This is a genomic window from Actinoplanes sp. NPDC049598, assembly GCF_040675435.1.
In the GTDB taxonomy this organism is placed as follows: domain Bacteria; phylum Actinomycetota; class Actinomycetes; order Mycobacteriales; family Micromonosporaceae; genus Actinoplanes.
In genome coordinates this window covers 44,454-69,942 of sequence record NZ_JBFAOX010000010.1, presented here as the reverse complement: position 1 = coordinate 69,942, position 25,489 = coordinate 44,454, and the positions used below count along the sequence as shown (strand labels likewise).

Genomic DNA, 25,489 nt, shown 5'->3' with positions numbered 1-25,489 from the left:
GTGATGTGGATGTCGATGCGCAGCTGGCCGGTCGCGATGTGCATCAGCAGCGTCATCAGCGCGCCGATCAGAGGTTCCAGGATGTCCACTTGCCCTCCTTTGCCGCTTTTGGAGGCTTTTGAGGAATAGAACGTCCCGGCCGGCGAAAGTGTCCGCGGCTAGTCTGCGGAGACGGGAGATCTCCACAGGTCGTTCACAAACTCACCGCCGCTGGGGCACGAGTGATCAATAGGCTCAGCGCCGTTCGGCCGGTGGGTCACGGGGGCGCACCGGCCGCGCCACAACGACGAAGAGGGGTGGGCCGTGGAGACCGAGCGACGGGTCCTGGTCGTCGAGGACGAGCGGACGATCGCCGACGCGGTCGCGGCGCGGCTGCGGGCCGAGGGCTTCACGGTCGAGGTGGCCGGGGACGGCCCGTCGGCGGTGGCGGCGGCGCGGCGTACCCCGCCCGACGCGATCGTGCTCGACGTGATGCTGCCCGGCTTCGACGGTCTCGAGGTGTGCCGGCGTATCCAGGCCGAGCGCCCGGTGCCGATCCTCATGCTGACCGCCCGCGACGACGAGACCGACCTGCTGGTGGGCCTGGCCGTCGGCGCCGACGACTACATGGTCAAGCCGTTCTCGATGCGGGAGCTGGCGGCCCGGGTGCACGCGCTGCTGCGCCGGGCGACCAAGACCGGCGGCGCCGGCCAGCAGAGCCTGCGGTTCGGCGATCTCGAGATCAACCAGGCCGAGCGGCGGGTGACCCGGGCCGGGGTCGAGGCCCACCTGACCCCGACCGAGTTCGACCTGCTGGCGCATCTGGCCGCCCACCCGCGCACGGTCCTGCCCCGGGAGCGCTTGCTGGCCGACGTCTGGGGCTGGGCCGATGCCTCCGGCACGCGCACGGTCGACAGCCACATCAAGGGCCTGCGCCGCAAGCTCGGTTCCGACCTCATCCGTACGGTCCACGGGGTGGGCTATGCGCTCGAGGTGGAACGGTGAAGCTCAAGCTGCCGCGCCCCCTGGACCCGGTGCGGTCGATCAAAATGAAGATCATCATGGTGCTGTTCGCCGGTGGCTTCAGCGGGCTGCTCTGGTTCTACCTGTGGCTGGGCTGGTTCCCGATCTGGACCGGCGTCACCGCCACCGTGATCGGCGTGACGATCGTCCAGTTCCTGGCCCGCGGCATGACCTCGCCGCTGCGCGAGATGACCGCCGCCGTGCGGGCCATGGCCCAGGGCGACTACGACCTCCGGGTCCGGGCCACCTCGGCCGACGAGGTGGGCGAGCTGGCCAGCGCGTTCAACCAGATGGCGGCCGACCTGGGTGCGGCCGACCGCCAGCGGCGCGAGCTCATCGCGAACGTCTCGCACGAGCTGCGTACGCCCATCACCGCTCTTCAAGGCCTGCTGGAGAACATCGTCGACGGGGTCGCCGAGGCCGATCCCGCGATGATGCAGACCGCCCTGAACCAGACCGAGCGCCTCGGCCGCCTGGTCACCGAACTGCTCGACCTCTCCCGGGTCGACGCCGGGGTGACGTCGCTGGCCCGCACCCCGATCGACGTGCCGTCGTTCCTGGACGACGTGGTCCGCGAGGCCGAGGTGAACGCGGCCGGCGCCGGCCGGGACGTCCTGTTCAAGGTCACCGCCCCGGAGATCGTCGTGCCGGGTGATCGGGAGCGGCTGCACCAGGTCTTCGCCAACCTGATCGACAACGCGGCCCGGCACAGCCCGCCCGGCGGGACCGTGCAGGTCCGGGCCGAGCGCCGCGGCGAGCACCTGCTCGTCGCGGTGGCCGATGAGGGTGAGGGCATTCCGCGGGCCGAGCGGGACCGGGTCTTCGAGCGCTTCACCCGGGGTGAGCGCCCGGCCGGCGGCGGCACCGGCCTGGGTCTGGCCATCGCCCGCTGGGTGGTTCAGATGCACCACGGCACCATCGCCGTCGTCGACCCCGACCGGGGCCGCCCCGGCTGCCACATCCACGTGACCCTGCCGCTGTAAAGCCCAAGCCCACACAGCCCGAGCAGCGGGCGCGATCAACGCTGCCCAAAAACGATCAAGCGAGGTCGCCATGTCCACGACCACGACCGAACAAAGACAGCGAGGCCCCTTGCACGGCCCATGGCCCGCCGACGGCCCCTGGGGACGGCAGTGGTCCGGCCCCGCGGCCCCACCCCGGGGCCTCGCCCTGCTCGCCGTCCTGGCCACCGCCGCGGTGTCGGCCGCCGTCTTCCCCGACCACATCGGCTTCGGCTGGCTGATCATCGCCCTGACCAGCGCCGCCGCCCTTATGGTGACGCAAAAAGCGAGGCCGGCCCCGACCGGTCCAACCCCGTTGGTGGTACGCCCCCAGCACCGACCCGGCAAGGCACGGCTCGCCTGGGCCTTCGCGACGGTTGCGCTCATCGCCGTCGGCACCGTCCGCTCGGCCGGCTGGCTCTTCGCGTTGTGCCTGGCCACGGCCACGATCACCCTGGCTCTCACCCTGGCCGGCGGCCGATCGTTGCGGGGCATCTACGCGGCGTACACCATGCCTTTGATCGCCTCCTTCCGTGCCGTGCCCTGGCTGGCGCGTGGTCTGGCCCGGCTGCACCGTCCCGGGGCGGGCGCCGGGGTCCGGATCGCCGCCACCGCCGCCGTCTCGATCGTCCTGCTGGCCGCGTTCGGCGGTCTGCTGGCCTCGGCCGACCTCTACTTCTCGCAGGCTCTCGCGAGCGTGATTCCCGACCTCAGCGGCGGCTCGTTCATCCGCTGGGTCTTCATCTTCACGGTCACCGTCATGATCGTCGGCGGGGCGGCCTTCCTGGTCGCGTCGCCTCCGCACCTGTCCAAGCTGGACGAGACCGAGGGCCGCAAGGTGCACCGCTGGGAGTGGGCTGTGCCGCTGGGCCTGCTCACCATGCTGTTCGGCGCGTTCGTCGGCGTGCAGGCGGTCGTGCTGCTGCACGGCAACTACGTGGTGGCCGAGTACGCCAACGCCGCCCGCACCGGCTTCTTCCAGCTCAGCGCCGTCACCGGGTTGACCCTGGTGGTGCTGGCCGGCGCCGCTCGCTGGGCCCCGCGCGACCGGCCCGCCGACCGGGTGCTGATCCGGGTCATCCTCGGCGCCCTGACCACGCTCACGATGGTCATCGCGGCCACCGCGCTGCACCGGATGAACATCTACACCGCCGAGTACGGGCTGACCCGGCTCCGCCTGCTGGTCTTCTGCTGCGAACTCTGGATCATGTTCGCGCTCGGCCTGGTGCTGCTGGCCGGCGTACGGATCCGGGCGCCCTGGCTGCCCCGGGTGGCGATCGCGGCCGGCGTGCTGGCCCTGCTCGGCCTGGCCGCCGCCAACCCGGACGCGATGATCGCCGAGCGTAATCTCCACCCGGCCCCCCACCGCGAGATCGACCTGGTCTACCTGCAGAACCTCTCGCCCGACGCGGTGCCCGTCATCGCCCGGATGCCGGGTGACCGGCGCGACTGCGTGCTCAGCCACATCGAGATCGCCACCGGCGACTGGCGCAGCTGGAACTGGGGCCGGGAGCACGCGCGTCAGTTGATCGGCGCCAATACGCGGTGCGGGTCTTGACATCCTGTCCCCGGCGGACAGACTCCGGGGCATGGCCGCCGACGACGAGACCCCGCGCCGCACCCGGGTGGTGCTGGGCGAGGTCGCGGCCCGGAGCCGCCCGGCCGACCTGACCCGGACCGATCTGGCCGAGCAGACGCCGGTGGGCGAGGCCCTGATCAAGGGCCTGGTCCGGGCCCAGCTCGCGCTCGCGCTGCGGCTGGCCCTGGTGGTGGTGATCGCCCTCGGCGCGTTGCCGCTGCTGTTCGTGGCCGCGCCGGGCGTCGCGTCGGTCAAGGTCTTCGGCGTCCATCTGCCGTGGCTGCTGCTCGGTGGGCTGTCGTTCCCGTTCCTGCTCGGCGTGGGCTGGGCCTACGTGCGCTGGGCGGAGCGCAACGAGCAGGATTTCGTGGCTGTGATCCGCAGGCCGGAGCGGTGAACCCGTACGTCGTGCCCGGCCTGGTGGTCGTGGTTCTGGTGACCGTCGGGATCGGTGTCTACGGGCTGCGCTTCGCCCGGACGACCTCGGATTTCCTGGTCGCCTCGCGGTCGGTGAGCCCGGCCTGGAACGCGGCTGCCATCAGCGGTGAATACCTGTCGGCGGCCTCGTTCCTGGGCGTGGCCGGTTTGGTGCTGCGCTACGGCGTCGACGTGCTCTGGTACCCGGTCGGTTTCGCCGCGGGCTATCTGGCCCTGCTGCTTTTCGTGGCGGCGCCGCTGCGGCGCTCGGGCGCGTTCACCCTGCCCGATTTCTGCCAGGTGCGGCTCGGCTCGCCGACCCTGCGGCGGCTGGCCAGCGTCTTCGTCGTCTTCATCGGCTGCCTCTACCTGGTCCCGCAGCTGCAGGGGGCCGGACTGACGTTCACCACGGTCACCGGCGGCTCGTACGCGTGGGGAGCCCTGCTGGTCGGGGTGGTGGTGACCGCGAACGTGGCGCTCGGCGGCATGCGGGCCATCACCTTCGTACAGGCCTTTCAGTACTGGCTCAAGCTCACCGCGCTCGCCGTCCCGGTGATCTTCCTGGTGCTGCAGTGGCAGTCGGACGGCCGCCCCGAGGTCACGCCCACGGTGTTCCCGACCGCGACCACCGTCGTCGTCGAACAAGACGCGGTGATCGACGGCGCTGCCGTACAAAAAGGACAGGAGCTCACCTACGCCGCGGGCGAGCCCGTGCCCGTCGTCAGCACGGTCGACGCCCATTTCGGCGCGGGCTGGCTGCTCCCCGGCGGCGACGGCACGCTCTTCACCACGTACTCCCTGATCCTGGCGACCTTCCTCGGCACCATGGGCCTGCCCCACGTGCTCGTCCGCTTCTACACCAACCCCGACGGCGCTTCCGCCCGGCGGACCACCCTGGTCGTCCTCGGTCTGGTCGGGCTCTTTTATCTACTGCCGACGCTGTACGGCGTGCTCGGCCGCATCTATACGCCCCAGTTGCTGATGACAGGCCGTACCGACGCCGTCGTCCTTCTACTGCCCGAGGCCGCGCTCGGCGGTGGTCACCTGGGCCGGCTGCTGGCCGCGCTCGTCACCGCGGGCGCGCTGGCCGCCTTCCTCTCCACGTCATCCGGTCTGCTCACCAGCGTGGCGGGAGTGGTCTTCACCGACGTCATGCACGCCGGCCGGGGCGGCTCGGTGCGTGATTTCCGCCTGGCCACGGTGCTGGCCGCGGTCGTACCCGTGCTGCTGTCCCTCTACGTCTCCAACATGGACGTCTCGCGGGTGGTCGGCCTGGCCTTCGCCGTCGCCGCGTCGAGCTTCTGTCCCCTGCTGGTGCTGGGCATCTGGTGGCGCCGCCTGACCGACGTCGGCGCGATCGCCGGCATCCTGGTCGGCGGGGGCGCCTCGATGGCGGCCGTCCTGATCACCGTGCTCGGCCCGCCGCTGCACGGATGGCCGGCCCAGTTCATCGGCGAGCCCGCCGCCTGGACCGTTCCGCTGGCCTTCTTCGTCATGGTCACCGGCTCGCTGCTGACCGGCCGGCGGGTGCCCCGCGACGTGGGCGCGACCATGCTCCGCCTGCACGCGCCGGAGTCGTTGCGGGTGTCGTGAAATGCTACGTTCGAGACCATGACCGTGCCGGCGCAGCGTTCCGAAGAACAGCTACCGGTGGCGATGTCGCTGCGCGGTCTGGTCAAGCGCTTCGACACCAAGCTCGCCGTCTCCGGGGTCAGCCTCGACGTCCCCCCCGGCTCCTTCTACGGCCTGCTCGGCCCCAACGGGGCCGGCAAGACCACCACTCTGTCCATGGCCGTCGGTCTCTTACGCCCCGATGCCGGTCAGGCTCTACTGCTGGGGTACGACGTGTGGGCCGACCCGGTGGCGGCCAAGTCCCGGCTCGGCGTGCTGCCCGACGGGGTACGCCTTTTCGACCGCCTCACCGGTCCTGAGCTGCTGGCCTATCACGGCCTGCTGCGCGGGATGGACGCCGCGACCGTCGACCAGCGCGCCCGCGAGCTGCTCGACGTGCTCGAGCTGGGCACGGCGAACAAGACGATGGTGGTCGACTACTCGGCCGGCATGCGCAAGAAGATCGGCCTGGCCTGCGCGCTGCTGCACGCGCCGCGGCTGCTGGTGCTCGACGAGCCGTTCGAGGCGGTCGACCCGGTCTCGGCCGCGCGCATCCGCGACATCCTCCAGCGGTACGTGGCCGGCGGCGGCACGGTGATCTTCTCGAGCCACGTCATGGAGGTCGTCGAGCGACTCTGCTCGCACGTGGCGATCCTCTCCGACGGCGTGCTGCGCCTGCACGGCACGCTCGAGGCGGTCCGCGGCGAGAAGTCCCTGGAGGAGGTCTTCGTCCAGGTGGTCGGGGCCCGGGTGGCCACCGGGTCGGAGCTGGCGTGGCTCTAGCCTTCGTCCGGCTCAAGCTGCGGCTGATCGCCAACGGCTTACGCGGCCGCCCCGGCCGCGTCGCGCTGTTCGTGACCGGCCTGCTGGTCTCCGGCATCTGGGCGGTCGCCGGTTATGCGATCTTCGCCTCGCCCGGGGTGCTCGACAACGAGCAGGCGGCGGGCATCCTGCTGCCGCTCGGCGGCGCCGCGCTGGTGCTCGGCTGGGTCGTGCTGCCGCTGGTCTTCTTCGGCGTCGACGAGTCGCTCGACCCGGCCCGCTTCGCGCTCTTCCCGCTCCGCCGCCGCACCCTGATCGTCGGGCTGTTCGTGGCCGCCCTGGTCGGGCTGCCGGCCGTGGCCACCCTCGTCGCCACGGCCGGGGCGGTCACCACGGCCGCCCATTTCGGCGGCGCCCCGGCGGCTCTCGTCCAGCTGGCCGGGATCCTCGTCGGGCTCCTGCTCTGCGTCGCCGTGAGCCGCGCGGTGACCAGCGCCTTCGCCACCGGGTTGCGGTCGCGGCGCTCCCGCGACCTGGCCGTCGTCCTGCTCGCCGTGACGGCCGCGCTGCTCGGGCCGCTGCAGCTGGCGGTGCTGGCCGCCCTGCAGCGAGCCGACTGGGCGGCGTTCGGGACGGTCGCCGACATCGCCGGGTGGACTCCGCTGGGCGCGCCGTTCTCGGTCGGCCTCGATGTCGCCGCCGGGCGCGTGTGGGCCGTACCGCTCAAGCTCTTGATCGCTTGCGCCGCCATCGCCGCCCTGCTGTGGTGGTGGAGCGCGACCCTGGAGCGGGCCATGCTCGGCGCGGCCGCGAGCGGGCGCGGCGGCGAGGCGACCGAGACCGGATCACCGGTCGACCGGCTCGTGGGCCGTCTGCTGTTCGGCCGCCGGCTGCCCGCGACCCGGTTCGGCGCCCTGGTCGCACGCGAGGTCCGCTACTGGCTGCGCGAGACCCGGCGGCGCGCCTCGCTGATCACCTTCACCGTGGTCGGTCTCTTCCTGCCGGTCTCGATCTCGATGAGCAGTGGGTCGGTCAGCCCGGTGGCCCTGTTCGTGGGCGCGCTGGCCGCGATCGGGCTGGCCAACCAGTTCGGGTACGAGGGCAGCGCGTACGCGGCGAACCTGACCGCGGGTGTGCCCGGCCGCACCGAGATCCACTCGCGGGCGGCCGCGCACGCGCTGTTCACGATGCCGCTGCTGGTGGTCGTGGCGATCGTGGCGACCGTGGTCGGCGGGCGGCCGGAGGCGATCGGCGCGCAGTTCGGCGGCCTGGTCGCGGCGTACGGCGTGGGGCTCGGCGTGGTGCTGCCGATCTCGGTGCTCGCGGCCTACGCGCTACCCGAGACGACCAGCCCGTTCGCGCTCTCCTCGGGCGGCGGCGCGGCCAAGGGCCTGCTCACCCTCGGCGCGATCCTGGCCACGATCGTGGTGTCGGCCCCGCTGCAGGTCGTCGGTTTCTTCCTCGGCGACGCCTGGCTGTGGCTCGGGCTGCCGGCCGGCATCGCCTACGGCTGCGCGGCCTACCTGATCGGCTCCGGGGTGGCCGGCGACCTGCTGGACAAGCGCATGCCCGAGGTGCTGGCCGCGGTCACGGCCGGCCGGTGAGTCAGCGCCGCTTGACCAGGCCGTCCTGCCGTACGAAGATCACCCGCCGCTCGATCGCCTCGCCGGACGGGCCGAGCACGTAGCCGTCGATCCAGAGCCAGCCGTTGTAGGTCAGCCGCTCGTCGACGCGGATCACCCGCAGGGTGAGGGCCCGATCGCCCTGGAACTGGACGCTGGCCGCACCACCCACGTAGAGCACGTCGCCGGGTCGCGGCAACGCCTCGTCCATCCGCGACCCTCCCTGAGTAGAAGGGCCACGTTACTCGCAGGAATCTCTCAGTGAGCGGGGCGTAATCCCGCCCGGCGTCGTACGCCTTCGGCCGGCGAAGCCAGAATGGTCGTCGTGACGATTCACTCGACCGATCCCTTCGCCACCCCCGACGAGGAGAAGTCCGCCGTCCGCCGGCTGCGGGGCCGGCTGGCCAGCCCGGTCACCCTCTGGACCACGCCCGGCCCGGCCGGGCTGACCGTGTCGTCGACCCTGATCGCCGACGGCGACCCGGGCCGGGCCCTGGGCCTGATCGACGACGAGAGCGACTTCTGGGAGGCGGTGGAGAGCACCTGCCGGTTCACGGTCATCCCGCTGACCCCGGCCGACCGTCAACTGGCCGACCGGTTCGCCGGGCTGATGCCGGCCGCCGGCGGGCTGTTCACGATCGAGCAGTGGACCGAGACCGAGTACGGGCCGATACCGGCCGGGCACGGCTCGTGGGCCGGCTGCCGGCTGGAGTCGTCGCGGCCGTTCGGGTGGGCAATGCTGGTGGAAGCGGTGATCGAGTCGATCACAATCGATTCGGCGAGCGCGCCGTTGATCCACTATCGAGGGCGGTACCGGGAGCTTTGACCCGCTCGGCGCATTCAGACCACCACTCGGCGCAGCGGCCGACCGGGCGTCGGTGGCGGCTGCGATATCTCCGTACGTTGCCGGAAAGTCCGCCCCACCGAAGGTGGTGAAACCCGGTGACTACCGAAGTGCCCTCGACCTCCGCCGAGAGGTACCTGGAGGTGCAGCAGTCCGAGGAATTCGGACGGCTGCGCCACGTTGTCCGCAGCTTCGTCTTCCCGATGACGGCCGCGTTCTTCCTCTGGTACGCCCTTTACGTCCTGCTCTCCGCGTACGCCCGCGGTTTCATGAGCGCCAAGATCGTCGGAAACATCAACGTGGCGCTGGTCTTCGGCCTGCTCCAGTTCGTGACGACGTTCCTCATCGCCTGGTACTACTCGCGCTACGCGGCCCAGAAGATCGACCCGCTGGCCGACAAGATCCACGCCGAGTTGTCCGCGGGCCCGACCCCGAACGCCAAGGGGAGCGACGACTGATGCACAGCCACCTGTTCGCCGCCGAGGCCACCGCCTCCTCCTCGCGCGGGCTCACGATCACGCTGTTCCTGGTCTTCGTCGCGATCACCCTGGGGATCACGATCTGGGCCAGCCGGCAGACCAAGACCGCCACCGACTTCTACGCCGGCGGCCGCCAGTTCTCCGGCTTCCAGAACGGCATGGCGATCGGCGGCGACTACATGTCGGCGGCGTCCTTCCTGGGCATCGCCGGCCTGATCGCCCTCTACGGCTACGACGGCTTCCTCTACTCGATCGGCTTCCTGGTCGCCTGGCTGGTGGCCCTGCTGCTGGTGGCCGAGTACCTGCGCAACGCGGGCCGGTACACGATGGCCGACGTGCTGGCGTTCCGGATGCGCCAGCGCCCGGTCCGTACGGCGGCCAGCGTCTCCACCATCGTCGTGTCGATCTTCTACCTGATCGCGCAGATGGTCGGCGCCGGCGCGCTCGTCTCACTGCTGCTCGGCATCAAGCCGGGCACGACCTTCCTCGGCATGGACGCGGACACGGCCAAGGTCGCCACCATCATCCTGGTCGGCGCTCTGATGATCGTTTACGTCGTGGTCGGCGGCATGAAGGGCACCACGTACGTCCAGATCGTCAAGGCGTTCATGCTGATGACCGGCGCCCTGCTGATGACGATCCTGGTGCTCGCGCACTACAAGTTCAACCTGTCGAACCTGCTCGGCGACGCCGCGGAGCAGTCCGGCAAGGGCGCGGCCTTCCTCGAGCCGGGTCTGCGCTACGGCGTCGAGACGGCGAGCGCGTCGGCCACCTTCTACAGCAAGATGGACCTGCTCTCGCTGGGCATCGCGCTGGTGCTCGGCACGGCCGGCCTGCCGCACATCCTGACCCGCTTCTACACGGTGCCGACCAGCAAGATCGCTCGCAAGAGCGTGCTCTGGGCGATCGGCATCATCGGCGTCTTCTACCTGTTCACCCTGGCCCTCGGCTTCGGTGCGGCGGCCCTGGTCGGCGGCAAGAACATCACCGCCCAGGACAAGGCCGGCAACACGGCCGCGCCGCAGCTGGCCCAGGCGCTCGGCATCGATTACTTCGGCGGTGACACCGGCGGGGCGATCCTGCTCGCCGTGATCGCGGCGGTGGCCTTCGCCACGATCCTCGCCGTGGTGGCCGGTCTGACCCTGGCCTCGTCGTCGAGCCTCGCGCACGACTTCTACGCCAACGTGATCAAGCGGGGGCAGGCCTCCGAGCGGGACGAGGTCCGGGTCGCCCGGATCTCGGCCCTGGTCATCGGCGCGGTGGCGATCGCGTTGTCGATCTTCGCGCAGAGCCTGAACGTGGCCTTCCTGGTGGCCCTCGCGTTCGCGGTGGCCGCCTCGGCCAACCTGCCGGCGATCCTCTACAGCCTGTTCTGGAAGCGGTTCAACACCTCCGGCGCGATGTGGTCGATCTACGGTGGCCTGATCGTGGCGGTCGGCCTGGTGTTCTTCTCGCCGGTCGTCTCCGGCTCGGCCACGGCCATGTTCCCCGACCACGACTGGCACTGGTTCCCGCTCTCCAACCCGGGTCTCATCTCGATCCCGGCCGGCTTCCTGGCCGGCTGGATCGGCACGGTGATCTCGAAGGAGACCGACGCCGACAAGTACGCCGAGCTCGAGGTCCGGTCGCTGACCGGCCACGGGGCGCACTGACCAGCACATTTGGCAGGGGGGAGAGCGGTCCTCTCCCCCCTTCGTGCCGCGTCGCCCGCTAAGACGAGGCGAACGGGCGCGGGGTCCGTAACCTTGCTTTCATGTCTGCTCCCACCTCTCCGTACGGCAACCAGTCGGGAAGAGCCTCCGTTCCGCCCGCGGGCCGGGCATCGGCACGTCCGTCACGCCCGTCCGGGCCGGGCGAGGAGTGGCCGCCCCGCGGCAGCGGTGGGGGTGGCGGCGGCGGGCGCGGTGGCCGGCCGCCCGGCGGGGGCGGAGGCGGTGGCAACTCCTACCGGGGCAACCGCCCGCGGCCCCGCTGGCGCCGTATCGCCCTGCTCAGCGGCCTGGCGCTGCTGATCATCGCGGTCATCGCCGGCATCTCGCTCTACGGGTACGCCCGCGGCCTCGACAACGACCTGAAGCGCACCGACGCCTTCAACGGCCTGTCGGACGACCGTCCGGCCAAGGCGATCGAGGGCGCGCAGAACATCCTGCTGGTCGGCAGCGACTCCCGTGACCCCGACTCGAAGGACGACGGGGCCGGCAAGTGGCGGGCCGACACGCTGATCCTCATGCACGTCCCCGAGGACCACAAGAGCGCCCAGCTCATCTCGATCCCCCGCGACCTGTGGGTCACCATCCCCAAGAGCAACGACGCCCAGTGCAGCGACGGCAGCCGCGCCAAGATCAATGCGGCCTTCGCCTTCGGCGGCCTGCCGCGCGCGGTGCACACCGTGGAGTGCATGACCGACGTCAAGATCGACCACGTCATGGCGATCGACTTCGGCGGCTTCAAGGAGGTCACCGACGCGCTCGGCGGCGTCGACCTCAAGGTGGAGCAGACGATCACGTCGATCCACAAGCCGCACCGGGTGTTCAAGAAGGGCATGATGCACATGAACGGCGAGCAGGCGCTCGACTGGGTGCGTCAGCGCAAGCAGTTCGCCCGCGGCGACTTCGCCCGCATGCAGCACCAGCAGGAGTTCCTCAAGGCCCTGATGGAGAAGGCGACCAGCTCCGGCACGATCACCAACCCGGGCAAGCTCAACTCCTTCCTCAAGTCGGTCACCGCCGCCGTCACCGTCGACAACGACTTCTCGCTGACCGACATGGCCTCCGAGCTGCGCGGCGTCCGCGGCGACAACCTCACCTTCATCACCAGCCCCAACAAGGGCAGCGAGACCATCTCCGGGCAGTCCGTGGTGGTCGCCGACCGGGAGAAGGCGCTGGGTCTCTACAAGGCCGTCGCGGCCGACGAGCTCGGCTCCTGGATGACGGCGAACCTCAAGAAGGGGTCGACCGCCAACGCCGGCGGCTGAGCCCCGTAGGCTTGATGCCGTGTTCGGACCCCAAGTGCCCAGCGTGACTGCCGTCGAGGTCGAGGACGGCGCGTACCTGCTCGATGTTCGCGAGCCCGACGAGTGGGCGGCGGGCCACGCGCCCGGCGCCCACCACGTCCCGATGATGGAGATCCCGGCCCGGGTGGCCGAGGTGCCGACCGATGTCGAGGTCGTGGTGGTGTGCCGCTCCGGCGGCCGCTCCGGCCAGGTCGTGTCCTACTTGATGGGCAACGGCTGGGACAACGTGCGCAACCTCGACGGCGGCATGAAGTCCTGGGAGGCTTCGGGTCGCGAGGTGATCAGCGAGAACGGGCAGCCGGCCCAAGTCCTGTGAGTCACTACCGCCCACTTGTCTTCGCGCACCGAGGAGGCGGCGGGGACGAGCTGCCCGAGCACACCTTGGGCGCCTACCTGCAGGCGCTCAAGGACGGTGTGGACGGGCTCGAGTGCGACGTCCGGCTGACCCGCGACGGCCACCTGGTCTGCGTGCACGACCGCCGGCTCGGGCGCACCAGCAACGGCCGCGGCCTGGTCAGCACGAAGACGCTGGCCGAGCTCGACTCGCTCGACTTCGGCTCCTGGCACCCGGGCTACCCGGTCGACGAGGAGCCGCTGCCCGACCTCACCCGGCTGCTGACCCTCGACCGGCTGCTGGGAGCGGTGCGTGACAGCGGCCGGCCGGTACGGCTACTCATCGAGACCAAGCATCCGTCACGCTTCGGCGCCGAGGTCGAGCGCCGGCTCGTGAAGATGCTGCGCCGGCACGGGCTGGCCGAGCAGAAGCCGGACGACCCCGTCCGGGTGACCGTGATGTCGTTCGCGGCGCTGGCGCTGCGGCGCATCCGGGCCCAGGCGCCCACCATCCCGACGGTCTACCTGGTCGAGCTGTTGCCGCCCGGGGTCGGGGTGACCCGGGGGCGGCTGCCGTTCGGGGCCCGCATCGCCGGGCCGGGGGTGGGGCTGGTGCGGGCCCGGCCGGGGCTGGTCCCCGCGATCCGGGCCGCCGGCCATCAGGCGTACATCTGGACCGTGAACGAGGCGGCCGACCTCGAGCTCGTGCTGGAGCAGCGGGTGGACGGGATCATCACCGACCGGCCGCGCTTCGTCCTGGACCGTCTCGCCCAAGTGTGACGCACGACACTCTCCGGCCCTGCCCAAAGCCGGGGAAGCGAGGCAAACTCGCAAGCATGCCGGACCGCCCCGACTACAGCGCGCTGACGCGAGGTCAGATCGCCATCCTCGACCGGATCAACGCCGGCGAGACGGGCCTGCCGGCGTTGCAGCACGTCGTCCGGCTGGCCCAGGAGGCGCTCGGCGGCCGCGGCGCCGGCTTCGCGGAGTATGCACCCGACCACGGCCGCATCATCGCCGCCACCGGCGCCTGCGCCCCGGCCATCGGCCGCCGGGTCGACCGCGCCGACTCCCGGCTGCGCGGCGGCCGCACCCTGCTCATCCCGCTCGACTCGCTCAACGACGAGTTCGCCAAGCACGTCGAGGGTGGCGACGTGCGGCGCATGCTCGGCGCCCGCTGCGAGGTGGGTGAGACGATCGTCGGCTCGCTGCACGTCTACTTCGGCGACGCTGACGGCGATCCCGGCCCGGAGCACCACGCGGTGCTGGAGCTGCTCGCCGCGCACGTGGGGCGGCTCTACGCGGCCCGCGCGGGCCTGCCGGTGCACAGCGCCGCCCGGCAGGACGACCGTGACCTCTGGGTCGCCGTCACCAGCCACGAGCTGCGGACCCCGGTCACGGTGATCAAGGGGTACGCCGACACCCTCACCAACCACTGGGACTCGCTCGGCGAGTCCGGGCGCCAGGAGGCCGTCCGGATCATCGGCACCCGCGCCGGTGAGCTGGCCCGCCTGGTCGACCGCCTGCTCTCCGCGGCCAGCGCCGACGGCGAGATCGGCGGCGCCCCGGCCGGGCCGTTCGACCTGTCCGAGACGCTGCGGGCCGCGGTCGAGGAGCTGCCGGCCGACCTGCGCCGGCGCATGCTGACCGGCAACCTGCCGGCCGAGCTGCCGAAGGCGTACGGCGAACGCGACTCGATCGCCACGATCCTGACCGAGCTGACCACCAACGCCGACAAGTACTCGCCGCCCGACTCGCTGATCGAGCTCTGCGCCGGGGCCGACGAGGAGACGCTGCGCTTCCGGGTCTCCGACCGGGGCGCCGGCATCCGGCCCGAGCACGTCGAGCGGGCCTTCGAGCGCTACTGGCAGGCCGAGTCGGGCGACCGGCAGCACCACCCCGGCGCCGGCCTGGGCCTCTACCTGGTGCGCCGGCTCGTGGAGCGCCAGCACGGCTGGGTCTCGCTGCGCCCGCGCGAGGGCGGCGGCACCACCGCCGAGGTACGCCTCCCGCGAGCCTGAAAAGACACGCGGCGCTTCACCGCCTAGGCTGTGTCGCCGTGAGCAAGCGTCGCAACCAACGCCAGTCCGCACCGAAACGCGAGAAGGTGCGGGACATCTTCGTGGCCCGGCCCTTCGAGGGCATGGCCGACGAGCCGGAGTGGATCGCGCTTCGTGAGCTCGTCCCGGCCGCCTCCGCGCCGCTGACCCTCAAGCCCGAGATCATCGAGGAGTACGGCGACCGCCCGGTCACCCTGTCCACCGTCCTGCCGATGGCCTGGCCGGCCATGACCCGCCAGGACGGCCGGGTCTTCATCGGCCTGCAGCGGCACGTGCAGTCCGGCGACGTCTCCCGCGACCTCGCGGTGGCCATCCTCAGCGCGCTGCGCACCGGGCCCGGCGACACGGTGTCGGTGCCGGCGCTGCCCGGCGAGGGCCCGCGCCTGCAGGACGTTCTGGTCGACGGCCCGCTCGAGATCACCATGCACGACGGCTTCGAGTACTGGCTCGACGCCGACCAGGCCGAGGACCCGAACGTGAAGGCGTCCCTCGAACGGGCGAACGCCTCGATCTACCCGACCGTACGGCTGCAGAGCGCCCACGCGGCGTACTGGTGCCGCATCGCGCCGGACAAGGGTCACGTCCGCTGGGTCCTGCCCGAGGAGGAGGACAAGGCGCTGGACGCGCTGGCCCGCCTTTCGGCCGCCGGCGAGCTGCTGCTGGGCGAGAACACCAAGTTCGCCGGCATGTTCCGGGCCCACGGCCTGCTCGTGCCGGTCTGGGACATCCCCGGCGAGCCCGAGGGCGCCGACTGGGAGGCCCCGCTGGCCGACTTCGCCAAGCGTTACGCCGACACCCTGGCCGAGACCGGCCCGCTGGACGCCGACGCCCGCCGCGCCAAGCAGGGCCTGATCGGCCGGCAGCTCACGCTCCGCTAATGGCTGTGCTGATGGCCTCGCTGCGCTCGGCGGGCATTGCGCCCCAAGGAGCCGGTGTCGTGGTCACCGAAAACGACCTCGGCTGCGCCTTGTCGTTTTCGGCGCCCTCGACACCGACGGGCGCAATGCGACTTTGGTCGCGCTCATAGAGGGCTTGACGTGCTTGATGAGCGGTTCGCAGCGGACGAGTTGGACCGCTCTGTCTGGGTTCCGTGGTATTTGCCGCATTGGAGCTCGCGGGCGAGCTCGGAGGCGACGTACGAGGTGGGCGGCGGGGAGCTTCGGCTGAGCATCCCCGCCGGCCAGCCGCTGTGGGCCGAGGGCGTACACGAGACGCCGCTGCGGGTCTCCGGCATCCAGAGCGCGAACTACTCCGGGCCGCTCGGCAGCACCGAGGGCGGCCAGCCGTTCAAGGACGGGCTCCGAGTTCGCGAGGAGCAGGGTGAGTTCTGGGGCTTCACGCCGCTCTACGGCGACTTCGAGATCACCATGCGCGGCGTCGTCACGCCCCGGTCGATGGTCGCCTGCTGGCTCTCCGGCATCGAGACCATTCCTGAGCTCTCCGGCGAGATCTGCGTGATGGAGGTCTTCGGCACCGCTCCGCACGAGGTCGGGATGGGCCTGCACCGCTTCCGTGATCCCAAGCTCACCGAGGATTGGGAAACGGTCCACTTCTCGGGTGACATTTCGGACTTTCACCGGTATGGCGTGCAGTGGCGTCCTGGATCGCTGACGTTCACGATCGACGGCGAGGTGGTCAAGCGCGTGAATCAGGCGCCGGACTACCCCGTACAGCTGGAGATCGCGGTCTTTGACTTTCCTGATCGGGCGGTTGACGGCCCGGTGCCGGTGCCTGAGTTGGTCGTCTCGCGGGTGAAGCACTCCGGTTAGCCGAGCGGCACCCGCTCGATGGGGCAGCTCATGCAGCGGGGACCGCCGCGGCCGCTGCCGAGCTCACTGCCGCTGATCCGGACGACCTCGATGCCGGCCCGTTCCAGCTGGGCGTTGGTTTCGACATTCCGCTCATAAGCCACGCAGAGCCGGGGGCCGATCGCGAGCGTGTTGTTGCCGTCGTCCCACTGCTCGCGCTCGGCGGTGACCGGGTCGAGACCGGTGTCGATTATGCGCAGGCGCTCGATGCCCATCGCCTCGGCCGCGGCCTCCAGGAACGGCCTCGGCCCGCGGGCCCGCGGCTCCCCGTCGGCGTCCGGCGTGACGGTGTACGCCTTCAGGGTGTCGGCGATGTTCGGGTACATGACCACGGCGTCGACGTCGACCATCGTGCACACGGTGTCCAGGTGCATGGTCGCCCGCTCCTGGGCGATCGGCACGGCCAGGATCGTGTGGGCCAGCCCGGCCGCGAAGACCCGCCGGGCCAGCCGCTCGGCGCCGGCCGGTGTGGTGCGCTCGCCGACACCGATGGCGAGCACGTTCGGCGCCAGCAGCAGCACGTCGCCGCCCTCGAGGTGCTCCAGCCCGGGGTCGTAGAGCAGTTCGGCCGCGGCGAAGCGCGGGTGGTAGCGGTAGATGGCCTGGGTCAGTTTCGTCTCCCGGTTGCGGGCCGGCATGGCCAGGCTGGTGACCGCCACCCGGTCGCGCACCCAGACCGAGGAGTCGCGGGTGAACAGCAGGTTGGGCAGCGGGTCGATGACGAAGTCGTGCCGGTCCATGAGCTCGTAGACCAGGCCGCCCGGCCCCGGCTTGAGCTCCTCGTGGGCCAGGCCGGCCATGAGCACGTCGGCCAGCCGGCGCGGATCCTGATCGGCCAGGTAGCGCCCGACGCTGTCGCGCAGGGTGTCACCGAGCCGGCGGTCGGCCAGCACCCCGGCGGTCAGCTCGTCGCGCGCCTCGGTGACCGCCAGCGTCTCGGCCAGCAGCTCGCCGAGGTAGAGCACCTCGACGCCGCGCTCGCGCAGGGCCGCGGCGAACGCGTCGTGCTCCTCCTGGGCCCGGCCCACCCAGGGGATCGCATCGAACAGCAGCGAGTCGTTGTTCCGGGGGGTCAGGCGGGCCAGCTCGGGCCCCGGGCGGTGCAGGAGCACCGTACGGAGCCTGCCCACCTCGCTGTCGACGTAGTGCGCCACAGGCCGACGGTACTCCCCAGTCGATCTCCCGGCACTCCCAGCGATCGGCCGATGACGTTCTGTCTAGATCATGAGACAGCCGTGCATGGTCCCGAGGATCCGACTAACTTTGTCCGAGAACCAGTCGAACAGGGGAACAGGCGCCGAGATGCACCATCCGCAAGAAGTAGCGATGCGTGAATGCGGCATTCATCCCCACTCACTCCCCTTTCTTTCCGCCCTGGTGTCTTGCTTCCGTATGGGGTCGAGCACTTACGGTAGTGAAAAGAGAGCCCGAAGGACCTTTTGCCGGAGGTCGAAGTGACTGTCTTCCCCGCACGCCCCGCTCTGCCCGCGAAGCCCACCAGCCTCATCGATCGATCTCTCGCGCAGCCCGCAGCGCTGGAGGCACCGCCCCGCACCACGCCCACCGAGTACTTCAAGCGCCGCCGCACCGAGCGCGACGCCAAGCGTCTCGAGGCCGCGGGTAACCGCGCCCTGACCCGCCTGGACCGTCTCGGCCCGGCCTGGCACATCGTCGACTGGCCGCGCACCGACGCCCTGGGCCACTACGAGCCCGACCCGGCCGACGACCGCGCCGGCTTCCTGGCGATCGGCCCCGGTGGGGTCTACGCGGTGACCGTCGCCGACCACGGCCGCGCCCGCGTGCTCATCGCCGGCGACGTCGTCCAGATCAACGGCAAGCGCCCGGCGTACATCGCCGAGGCCCGCCGTGAGGCCCGCCGCGCCAGCAAGGCCCTCTCGGCCGCGGTCGGCCTGAGCGTCCCCGTGACCCCCGTGCTCACCTTCGTCGGGTCGGGCGTGATCAGCGTCCACGGCCTGCCCAAGGAGGTGCTGGTCGCCACCGACAAGGAGCTCGACCGTCTGCTGATCGCCGGCGGCGCCCGCATCTCGCCGGCCACCGCGAGCAAGCTCTCAGCCGTGGCCAGCCACCCCGCGACCTGGGCCAACGCCCCGTACCGGCCGGCCGGCGACTACCGCTGGCACGCTGACGGACAAACGGCCGCTGACAAGCGTCCGGCTCGCCGGTAACGTTCCTTGCGGTTGATGTCGACGGCTTCATCGCCGCGGCGAGCGCCCGGGTGACCGGTCGCGGCCGCGGCGCCGCCGTCGATCCGCAGGAGCGAGGAGGACCGGGTGGCGCACGTCGAACTCTCACTTTCCGGAGCGTTCGTCCCCCAGGCGCGCACACCGTCCGAGGCCGAGTTCGTCCCCAGTCTCGAGAGGTGGACGGCGACCGTTGCGGCCGCCGCCGAGCCGTGCCTGATCATCGACAACTCCACCACGATCCAGGCGCTCTCGGCTTCGGCCGCTGAGCTGCTCGGCCTGGGCAAGCCGCCGGAGGTGATCGGCAAACCGCTCGGCGGCGTGCTGCACCTGATCGACTTCACGGCCGGCGCGGGCGAGCTCGAGGAGTCGGACGCGGACAAGATCCCGCCGCTGCTCGCGGTGCGCAGCGAGCGCCTGGCCCGGGGCCTGCTGCGCGTGGTGCCGAGCCCGGGCGAGCCGCCGCTGACGGTCGACGCCATCGCCACGCCGCTGTTCGACAACGAGCGCGTGGCGGGCTCGCTGACCTTCTTCTCCCCGGTGCGTTATTAAGCGCTGTGGTGTTTACCGCACCTGGAGGGCATAGGCAGGAAAGATCGGCGAAACGTAGTCTGCGTTCATGCTCGATCTCGACCTGCTACCAGGGGAGTACGCGGTGTGCCGCCTTCCGGCCGGCGCACCGATTCCGGCTTCGCTGAGCGAGGGGCCGGACGAGAAAAGCGTGATCTCCCTGAGCTGGGCGCCCGAGGAGTTGTCGATCATCTGCCCCAGCGACCGGGTGCCCGACGGCGCCACGGCCGACACCGCCTGGCGCTGCCTGCGGGTGGTGGGGCCGCTCGACCTCGCGCTGACCGGGGTGCTGGCCTCGCTGATCGGCCCACTGGCCGACGCCCGCGTGAACATCGTGACGTTCTCCACCTACACGACCGACTACCTGCTGGTGCCGGCCGTGCGTCTCACCGAGGCCATGGACACCCTGCACGCCGCCGGTCATCGCATTGCGTCCTGATCCGGCGGGCTTAGCATGTCCGGGTGTTCCCCCGCACACGTGTCATCCCCCTGATCATCGTGGGTCCGGCGCTCCTCGCCGCCTGCGGTGAGCCGCCGCAACCGCAGCCGACCTCCCCGACCTACGCGACCGCCAGCGTGGCGCCGATCCCGCTGGACCCGTCGCTCGCCCTGCCGGCGACTCCGCCCGTGACCACCCCGCCGGTCACCGTGCCGCCGCTGCCCACGACCTATCCGACCGTGGCGCCGACAACGGCGATCACGGCGACCACCCTGCCGCCGACCACCACGGCGCCGACCGAGAAATCGCCCACGCCGACCCCCTCGCACGCGCCCAAGTGCACGACGGCGCCCACCGGCCCGGAGATCGTGGCCTTGGCCAAGCAGCAGCAGGGCATGGCCGGCAAGCCGCTCAAGGTGCAGGAGGGCCCGCGCTGCTCGGGCGTGTGGTCCTTCACCGCGCTCGAGCTCAGCGGCGTCGAAGAGGATCCGTTCATGGTGGTGGCCACGGGCTCGGGCGCCACGCTCAAGCTGGTCGCGGCGGGCACGGAGGTCTGCATCGACCCGGTGCAGAACAGCGCGCCGCCCGGCATCCGCGTGCTCGCCTGCGGCTTCTGAGCACCTAGACTTCGCCCCATGCGCTTCGTCTATCTCGGCCCGGAGGGCACCTTCACCGAGGCCGCCCTGCGCACGATCCCCGCGGCCGAGCAGGGGGACCGCCGCCCCGCGCGCAGCGTCCCCGAGGCCCTCGAGGCGGTCCGCGCCGGTGAGGCCGACGCCGCGCTGGTCCCGCTGGAGAACTCGGTGGGCGGCGCCGTCCCCGTCACCCTGGACGAGCTGGCCACCGGCACCCCGCTGGTGATCACCCAGGAGGTCGTGCTCCCGGTCGAGTTCGTGCTGGCGGCCCGGCAGCCCACCCCGCTGCCCGCGATCCGCGCCATCGCCGCCCACCCGCAGGCCTCGGCCCAGTGCCGCAACTGGCTGCGGGCCCACGCGCCGGACGCGGTGATCGTGGACGTGCTCTCCAACGCGGCCGCCGCGATCAGCGCCGCCGCGGGCGAGCACGACGCCGCGCTCTGCGCCCCCATCGGCGTCACCCGCAACAACCTGACCGTGCTGGCCGACAAGGTGGCCGACAACCCGGAGGCGGTCACCCGCTTCGCGTTGCTCACCCGCCCCAGCCGCCCGGCCGGGCCGACCGGCGACGACGTCACGTCGCTGGCCGTCTCGATCCGGCGCGACCAGGTCGGCGCCCTGCTGGCGGTGCTCACCGAGCTGGCCGTGCGCGGGATCAACCTCTCCCGCATCGAGTCCCGCCCGACCGGTGAGCAGCTGGGCACGTACGTCTTCTTCCTCGACTGCACCGGCCACGTGGCCGAGCCCCGCCTCGGCGAGGCCCTCCAGGGCTTGCGCCGCATCTGCGCGGAGGTCCGCTTCCTGGGGAGCTACCCCCGGCACCGCCTCGTTCCCGAGGCCCCCGTCGCCTCACCTCGAGGGCTCTCCAACGCCGACTTCGCCGACTCAGCCGCGTGGCTCGCCCAGATCCGCTCCGGCGAAACGGCCTGACACCAGCGACCTACCGGTCTGGCAACAACTCGCGCCGCCGACTCTCACGCGCCCGGCATCAGATTCATAACGCCCCGCGGTCGCCCGATGACGTTGCGACTAGATCATGAGACAGGTGTGCGTCCGGTGAGAGACCGGCGGGTGACGACACATACCGTAGTGAGAAATCAGCCCGACGGACCTTTTGCCGGAGGTCGAAGTGACTGTTCACTCCGCCGCCGGCCCAGCAAAGCGAACGGCACCCGTGGCTAGACGGGTGCCGTTCTCAGAGCCTCGCCGCGACCGGGAAGCCGTAGGATGGGCGCCAGGAGGCTCAATCGAAGAGGTTGCCCAGGATGCCGCCGCCGCCCTGCTGCTGGTTGCCGCCGCCGAGGCCGGCCAGGCCGCCCGGGGGCTCCTCGGACGGCTGGACGACGACGAAGCCCTGACCGGCGAAGCTCATCGTGAAACGCTCGCCCGTGCTGCGGCCCAGCAGAGTGCCCATGCCGAGCTGCTCGGCCCGGTGGTAGCCGGTCTGCAGGGTGGCCGACCAGCAGATCGCGGCCTGCGGATCGACATAGGTGGGCTGGTCGACGGTGAGCACCACCGGGGTGCCGTGCGTGGTGACCGCGATCCGGCCCTGGCCGCTGAAGACGCAGTTGAACAGGCCCGCGTTCGACATCATCCCGGCCCCGCTGACCATCTTGATGTCGTACTGCAGGGACGAGTCGAAGGCGAGCACGTTGGCGCCGTTGATCGAGAGCGCGTCGCCCGGCTCGAGGTCGATCAGGTGGATGTCGGCCGCCCGCTCGGCCAGGAAGACGTCACCGTGGCCCTTCACCCGCATGAGCGGGACGCCCTCGCCGGTGAGCTTCTGCTTGAGGAACTTGCCGATGCCCCCCGAGCCGAGCGCCTCGAAGTTGACCTGGCCCTGGTAGGCGACCATCGAACCCACGCGGGCCATGAACTCGCCGTTCAGCTCCGCCTTGAGCAGTTTGGAGTTCTGCAGCCGCAACCCGGGCTGGGCCGACTCCTTCTCGAGATTTTCCGCCGAGAAAAGCTCACTGCGCATGAACGTCCTCCTGTTGTGTGGCCTTGGATCACAGGGTAGGAGGGGCTCTCAACTGGGCTAACCCCAGCCGAGCTCGTGCAAGCGGTGATCATCTATGCCGAAGTGATGGGCGATCTCGTGCACCACGGTGATCGCGACCTCGTCGATCACGTCGGTCTCGGTGTCGCAGATCTTCAGCGTGGGCAGGCGGAAGATGGTGATCCGGTCGGGCAGCACACCGGCGTAGTCCCAGCCGCGGTCGGTGAGCGCCGTTCCCTCGTACAGCCCGAGGAGATCGTCGCTGCCGTCCGGTGGGAGATCCTCCACCATGATCACGACGTTGTTCATCATCCGCAGGAGCTCGGGGGGCACCTCGTCGAGGGCCTCGCCCACCAACTCCTCGAAGCGTTCGGTGCTCATCTCGACCGGCACGCCACCATTGTGCCCGTGGCGCGCCGGTCGATCAGGATCAGGCGAGCTTGGCGCTCAGGGTGATCTGCGCGCCGGGCGAGAGCAGCCGGGAGATCGGGCAGCCCTCCTTGGCGGCCTCGGCGATCTTCTGGAAGGCGGCGTCGTCGATGCCGGGGACGTCGCCCACGGTCTCGAGGTCGATCCGGGTGACGCTGAAACCGGCGTCGGTCTTGTCCAGGTGCACCTTGGCGACGGTCTCGACCGAGTTGGGCGTGAAGCCCTCGTCGGCCAGCGCCTTCGAGAAGGCCATCGAGTAGCAGCCGGAGTGGGCGGCGCCGATCAGCTCCTCCGGGTTCGTTCCCTCACCCTCCTCGAAGCGCGACTTGAACGAGTAGTTCCCCTGAATGCCGCCCTTGCCGGTCTTGATCGTGCCGGAACCTTCGGTGAGGTTCCCCTGCCAGCGGGCGGTTGCGGTACGAATAGGCATATCGAGAACGCTAGTCCATCCTTCGGCCGGTGGCCGGGGGACCTGCGCACCGGTCATCATGGTTCCCATGCCCGCCCAGCAGCAGCCGATCGACCTCGGCGTCGCCCCCGCCGAGTCGGTGGTCGATTTCGGCCCGGAGCCACCCACCCGCCGCTCGCGGTGGCCGTCCATCGGTTCCGTCCGGGAGCTGGTGTCCGACCGGCGGGTCGTGCCGCTGCTGGGGGGCCTGGCCGCCGTCGCCGCCCTCGCCTCGCTCTTCTCCGAGTGGCAGGTCACGACGATCGACGCCGAGATGCTCGGCGGCGACTCGGGCCCGCGTACGGTCTCGGCCGAGATCGGCGATCTCGGCGCGCTCGGCACCGGTTACCTGATCGGCCTGTTCCTCGTGATCCCGGCCGTGGTGCTGACCCTGTTCGGCCCGCCCGCCGGCCGGCGCTATGCGCGACTGGCCGGCCTCAGCTTCGCCGGCACGTCGCTCGGCCTGCTGATCGCGCTGGCCGCCTCGCTGGGTGACCGCAGCGGCGCGATCGACCGGGTCTACGAGATCGCACTCGACACCGACCAGATCTCCTTCACCTACGGGCGGGGCATCTGGTGCGCCCTGGTCGCGATGGCGCTGACCCTGGCCGCCCTCTACCTGGCCGGCCGCTACCTCGGCGCGCCGGCGGCCCCGGGGGAGGCGGCCACCGGCGAGACCGCCGAGCCGGCCGATCCGTGGTCGTGGCGGCGCCCGCCGGCCCGCGACCGCGACGAGGAGAAGCAGCCCGACGAGCCGCTCGACCTGACCGTGGCCCCGGCCAAGCCGTTCACCACGTACTCCGACGACGCTCGCTGACCGGGACACCCGGGTATATCCGGATGAAGAACGGTCCCGGTCGCCGGTAGGCTCGTCAATCGTGATTGACCTGCGTCTGCTTCGCGACGACCCCGACCGGATCCGCGCCAGCCAGCGAGTGCGCGGCGAGTCCACCGAGGTGGTGGACGAGCTGCTGCGCGCCGACGAGGCCCGCCGCTCCGCCACCCGGCGGTTCGAGGCGATCCGGGCCGAGCAGAAATCGCTGAGCAAGCAGGTGCCCAAGGCCTCCGGCGACGAGCGGGCCGCCCTGCTGGCCCGCACCAAGGAGCTGGCGGCCGAGGTCAAGGCGGCCGAGGCCGAGACCAGCGCGGCCGACGAGGCGCTGCGCCAGGCCCACCTCGCCGTGCCCAACGTGGTGCAGGAGGGTGTGCCCGCCGGCGGCGAGGACGACTTCGTCGTGCTGCGCGAGGTCGGCGACCGCCCGCAGATCGACAACCCGAAGGACCACCTCGAGATCGGCGAGGCGCTGCGGGCGATCGACACCGAGCGCGGGGCCAAGGTCTCGGGCTCGCGGTTCTACTTCCTGACCGGGGTCGGGGCGCTGCTCCAGCTGGGCATGCTGCAGATGGCGATCGCCCAGGCGGTGGAGCATGGCTTCGTCCCGTCGATCACCCCGTCGCTGGTCAAGCCGGAGTCCATGGAGGGCACCGGCTTCCTCGGCGCGCACGCGAGCGAGGTCTACCGGCTCGAGGCCGATGACCTCTACCTGGTCGGTACGTCGGAGGTCGCGCTGGCCGCGTACCACTCGAACGAGATCCTCGACCTCGAGAGCGGCCCGGAGCGCTTCGCCGGCTGGTCGTCCTGTTACCGGCGCGAGGCCGGGTCGTACGGCAAGGACGTGCGCGGCATCCTGCGGGTGCACCAGTTCGACAAGGTGGAGATGTTCTCCTTCTGCAAGCCGGAGGAGGCCGCCGAGGAGCACCTGCGCCTGCTCGCGATGGAGGAGGAGATGCTGGCCAAGGTCGAGATCCCCTATCGGGTGATCGACGTGGCGGCCGGCGACCTCGGTTCGAGCGCCTCGCGCAAGTTCGACTGCGAGGCCTGGGTGCCGTCGCAGGGCCGCTACCGCGAGGTCACCTCGACCTCGAACTGCACGACCTTCCAGGCCCGGCGGCTCAACATCCGCTACCGGGACGCCGACGGCAAGCCGCAGACCGCGGCCACGCTCAACGGCACGCTGGCGACCACCCGCTGGCTGATTCCGATCCTCGAGAACCACCAGCAGCCGGACGGTTCGGTGCGCGTCCCGAAGGCGCTCCAGCCGTACCTCGGGGGCCGGGACGTCCTCGAGCCGACCCGCTGATCAAGGGCTAACGGTCCATACACCGCCCGGCTACCGGAAGTTATAGCCGCTGGTAGTCGGGCGGGTGTACCGTTCTCCTTCCGCCCTCCGCGGGGG

At 71.1% G+C, this 25,489-nt stretch carries 28 protein-coding genes; 23 read left to right on the top strand and 5 right to left on the bottom strand.

The genetic code is table 11. The annotated features are described in order from the left end of the window. Positions 1-303 precede the first annotated feature (303 nt). The 7 genes from AB0J66_RS23315 to AB0J66_RS23285 all read left to right on the top strand — a co-directional run bounded on the left by AB0J66_RS23315 (position 304) and on the right by AB0J66_RS23285 (position 7,976). The gene (locus AB0J66_RS23315) at positions 304-984 is read left to right on the top strand and encodes a response regulator transcription factor (RefSeq protein ID WP_364664125.1); all 681 of its coding nucleotides are present in this window, start codon (positions 304-306) and stop codon (positions 982-984) included. A 44-nt stretch (positions 985-1,028) separates the two neighbouring features. Next, positions 1,029-1,985, top strand: a complete 957-nt coding sequence (locus AB0J66_RS23310) for a HAMP domain-containing sensor histidine kinase (RefSeq protein WP_364664732.1) — start codon at positions 1,029-1,031, stop codon at positions 1,983-1,985. 109 nt (positions 1,986-2,094) lie between these two features. Further along, positions 2,095-3,561 (top strand): DUF4173 domain-containing protein, encoded by a 1,467-nt coding sequence (locus AB0J66_RS23305; protein ID WP_364664122.1) that lies wholly within the window; start codon positions 2,095-2,097, stop codon positions 3,559-3,561. A gap of 31 nt (positions 3,562-3,592) precedes the next feature. Beyond that, positions 3,593-3,979: a hypothetical protein gene (locus AB0J66_RS23300; RefSeq protein WP_364664119.1), complete on the top strand. Its 387-nt coding sequence runs from the start codon at positions 3,593-3,595 to the stop codon at positions 3,977-3,979. Further along, complete coding sequence (locus AB0J66_RS23295; RefSeq protein WP_364664117.1) at positions 3,976-5,592, top strand: cation acetate symporter; 1,617 nt, start codon at positions 3,976-3,978, stop codon at positions 5,590-5,592. The genes AB0J66_RS23300 and AB0J66_RS23295 overlap by 4 nt, the downstream gene beginning before the upstream one ends. A gap of 18 nt (positions 5,593-5,610) precedes the next feature. Continuing rightward, the gene (locus AB0J66_RS23290) at positions 5,611-6,393 is read left to right on the top strand and encodes an ABC transporter ATP-binding protein (protein ID WP_364664114.1); all 783 of its coding nucleotides are present in this window, start codon (positions 5,611-5,613) and stop codon (positions 6,391-6,393) included. Next, positions 6,384-7,976: an ABC transporter permease gene (locus AB0J66_RS23285; RefSeq protein WP_364664111.1), complete on the top strand. Its 1,593-nt coding sequence runs from the start codon at positions 6,384-6,386 to the stop codon at positions 7,974-7,976. The genes AB0J66_RS23290 and AB0J66_RS23285 overlap by 10 nt, the downstream gene beginning before the upstream one ends. A gap of 1 nt (position 7,977) precedes the next feature. On the opposite strand, the gene AB0J66_RS23280 is transcribed toward AB0J66_RS23285, so the two are convergent. Continuing rightward, on the bottom strand, positions 7,978-8,205 hold the full coding sequence (locus tag AB0J66_RS23280; RefSeq protein WP_364664108.1) for a hypothetical protein: 228 nt from the start codon (positions 8,203-8,205) through the stop codon (positions 7,978-7,980). A gap of 105 nt (positions 8,206-8,310) precedes the next feature. On the opposite strand from AB0J66_RS23280, the gene AB0J66_RS23275 reads away from it, so the two are divergent. From AB0J66_RS23275 to AB0J66_RS23235, 9 genes are all read left to right on the top strand, one after another. Then, on the top strand, positions 8,311-8,820 hold the full coding sequence (locus tag AB0J66_RS23275; RefSeq protein ID WP_364664105.1) for a flavin reductase family protein: 510 nt from the start codon (positions 8,311-8,313) through the stop codon (positions 8,818-8,820). A 116-nt stretch (positions 8,821-8,936) separates the two neighbouring features. Next, positions 8,937-9,296, top strand: a complete 360-nt coding sequence (locus AB0J66_RS23270; protein WP_364664102.1) for a DUF485 domain-containing protein — start codon at positions 8,937-8,939, stop codon at positions 9,294-9,296. Further along, the gene (locus AB0J66_RS23265; RefSeq protein ID WP_364664100.1) at positions 9,296-10,969 is read left to right on the top strand and encodes a cation acetate symporter; all 1,674 of its coding nucleotides are present in this window, start codon (positions 9,296-9,298) and stop codon (positions 10,967-10,969) included. Before AB0J66_RS23270 ends, AB0J66_RS23265 begins: the two co-directional genes overlap by 1 nt. 101 nt (positions 10,970-11,070) lie before the next feature. Further along, positions 11,071-12,291, top strand: a complete 1,221-nt coding sequence (locus AB0J66_RS23260) for an LCP family protein (protein ID WP_364664097.1) — start codon at positions 11,071-11,073, stop codon at positions 12,289-12,291. 19 nt (positions 12,292-12,310) lie between these two features. After that, positions 12,311-12,646, top strand: coding sequence for a rhodanese-like domain-containing protein (locus AB0J66_RS23255; RefSeq protein WP_364664094.1), 336 nt, complete (start codon positions 12,311-12,313; stop codon positions 12,644-12,646). Then, positions 12,643-13,443 carry a glycerophosphodiester phosphodiesterase family protein gene (locus AB0J66_RS23250; protein ID WP_364664091.1) on the top strand — a complete coding sequence of 267 codons (801 nt, stop codon included), beginning with the start codon at positions 12,643-12,645 and terminating at the stop codon, positions 13,441-13,443. Before AB0J66_RS23255 ends, AB0J66_RS23250 begins: the two co-directional genes overlap by 4 nt. Positions 13,444-13,499: 56 nt before the next feature. Next, positions 13,500-14,684: a HAMP domain-containing sensor histidine kinase gene (locus AB0J66_RS23245; protein WP_364664088.1), complete on the top strand. Its 1,185-nt coding sequence runs from the start codon at positions 13,500-13,502 to the stop codon at positions 14,682-14,684. Between the two features lie 38 nt (positions 14,685-14,722). Next, positions 14,723-15,601, top strand: a complete 879-nt coding sequence (locus AB0J66_RS23240; protein ID WP_364664085.1) for a DUF5926 family protein — start codon at positions 14,723-14,725, stop codon at positions 15,599-15,601. Between the two features lie 159 nt (positions 15,602-15,760). Further along, the gene (locus AB0J66_RS23235) at positions 15,761-16,492 is read left to right on the top strand and encodes a glycoside hydrolase family 16 protein (RefSeq protein WP_364664083.1); all 732 of its coding nucleotides are present in this window, start codon (positions 15,761-15,763) and stop codon (positions 16,490-16,492) included. On the opposite strand, the gene AB0J66_RS23230 is transcribed toward AB0J66_RS23235, so the two are convergent. Next, positions 16,489-17,685, bottom strand: a complete 1,197-nt coding sequence (locus tag AB0J66_RS23230; protein WP_364664081.1) for an arginine deiminase — start codon at positions 17,683-17,685, stop codon at positions 16,489-16,491. The genes AB0J66_RS23235 and AB0J66_RS23230 overlap by 4 nt on opposite strands. 351 nt (positions 17,686-18,036) lie before the next feature. Here AB0J66_RS23230 and AB0J66_RS23225 point away from each other — a divergent pair, with 351 nt between their 5' ends. From AB0J66_RS23225 to pheA, 5 genes are all read left to right on the top strand, one after another. Beyond that, positions 18,037-18,717 carry a hypothetical protein gene (locus tag AB0J66_RS23225; RefSeq protein ID WP_364664730.1) on the top strand — a complete coding sequence of 227 codons (681 nt, stop codon included), beginning with the start codon at positions 18,037-18,039 and terminating at the stop codon, positions 18,715-18,717. Between the two features lie 105 nt (positions 18,718-18,822). Beyond that, positions 18,823-19,284, top strand: coding sequence for a PAS domain-containing protein (locus tag AB0J66_RS23220; RefSeq protein WP_364664078.1), 462 nt, complete (start codon positions 18,823-18,825; stop codon positions 19,282-19,284). A 67-nt stretch (positions 19,285-19,351) separates the two neighbouring features. Next, positions 19,352-19,741, top strand: a complete 390-nt coding sequence (locus AB0J66_RS23215; RefSeq protein WP_364664076.1) for an ACT domain-containing protein — start codon at positions 19,352-19,354, stop codon at positions 19,739-19,741. A gap of 23 nt (positions 19,742-19,764) precedes the next feature. Further along, positions 19,765-20,358 carry a hypothetical protein gene (locus AB0J66_RS23210; RefSeq protein WP_364664074.1) on the top strand — a complete coding sequence of 198 codons (594 nt, stop codon included), beginning with the start codon at positions 19,765-19,767 and terminating at the stop codon, positions 20,356-20,358. A gap of 18 nt (positions 20,359-20,376) precedes the next feature. Then, positions 20,377-21,306, top strand: coding sequence for a prephenate dehydratase (pheA, locus tag AB0J66_RS23205; RefSeq protein ID WP_364664072.1), 930 nt, complete (start codon positions 20,377-20,379; stop codon positions 21,304-21,306). Between the two features lie 313 nt (positions 21,307-21,619). On the opposite strand, the gene AB0J66_RS23200 is transcribed toward pheA, so the two are convergent. From AB0J66_RS23200 to AB0J66_RS23190, 3 genes are read right to left on the bottom strand one after another with little or no spacing between them, the layout of a single operon-like run. Then, entirely contained in the window at positions 21,620-22,357 is a 738-nt protein-coding gene (locus AB0J66_RS23200) for an AIM24 family protein (protein WP_364664069.1), read from the bottom strand. A 57-nt stretch (positions 22,358-22,414) separates the two neighbouring features. Next, a complete protein-coding gene (locus AB0J66_RS23195; protein ID WP_364664727.1) occupies positions 22,415-22,756 on the bottom strand; it encodes a metallopeptidase family protein in 342 nt (113 codons plus the stop codon). A 49-nt stretch (positions 22,757-22,805) separates the two neighbouring features. Next, entirely contained in the window at positions 22,806-23,234 is a 429-nt protein-coding gene (locus AB0J66_RS23190; RefSeq protein ID WP_364664066.1) for an OsmC family protein, read from the bottom strand. Positions 23,235-23,301: 67 nt separating this feature from the next. Here AB0J66_RS23190 and AB0J66_RS23185 point away from each other — a divergent pair, with 67 nt between their 5' ends. Together AB0J66_RS23185 and serS are read left to right on the top strand one after the other, a co-directional pair. Next, on the top strand, positions 23,302-24,069 hold the full coding sequence (locus AB0J66_RS23185) for a hypothetical protein (RefSeq protein ID WP_364664064.1): 768 nt from the start codon (positions 23,302-23,304) through the stop codon (positions 24,067-24,069). Between the two features lie 61 nt (positions 24,070-24,130). Then, on the top strand, positions 24,131-25,393 hold the full coding sequence (gene serS, locus AB0J66_RS23180; protein WP_364664062.1) for a serine--tRNA ligase: 1,263 nt from the start codon (positions 24,131-24,133) through the stop codon (positions 25,391-25,393). Positions 25,394-25,489 lie beyond the last annotated feature (96 nt).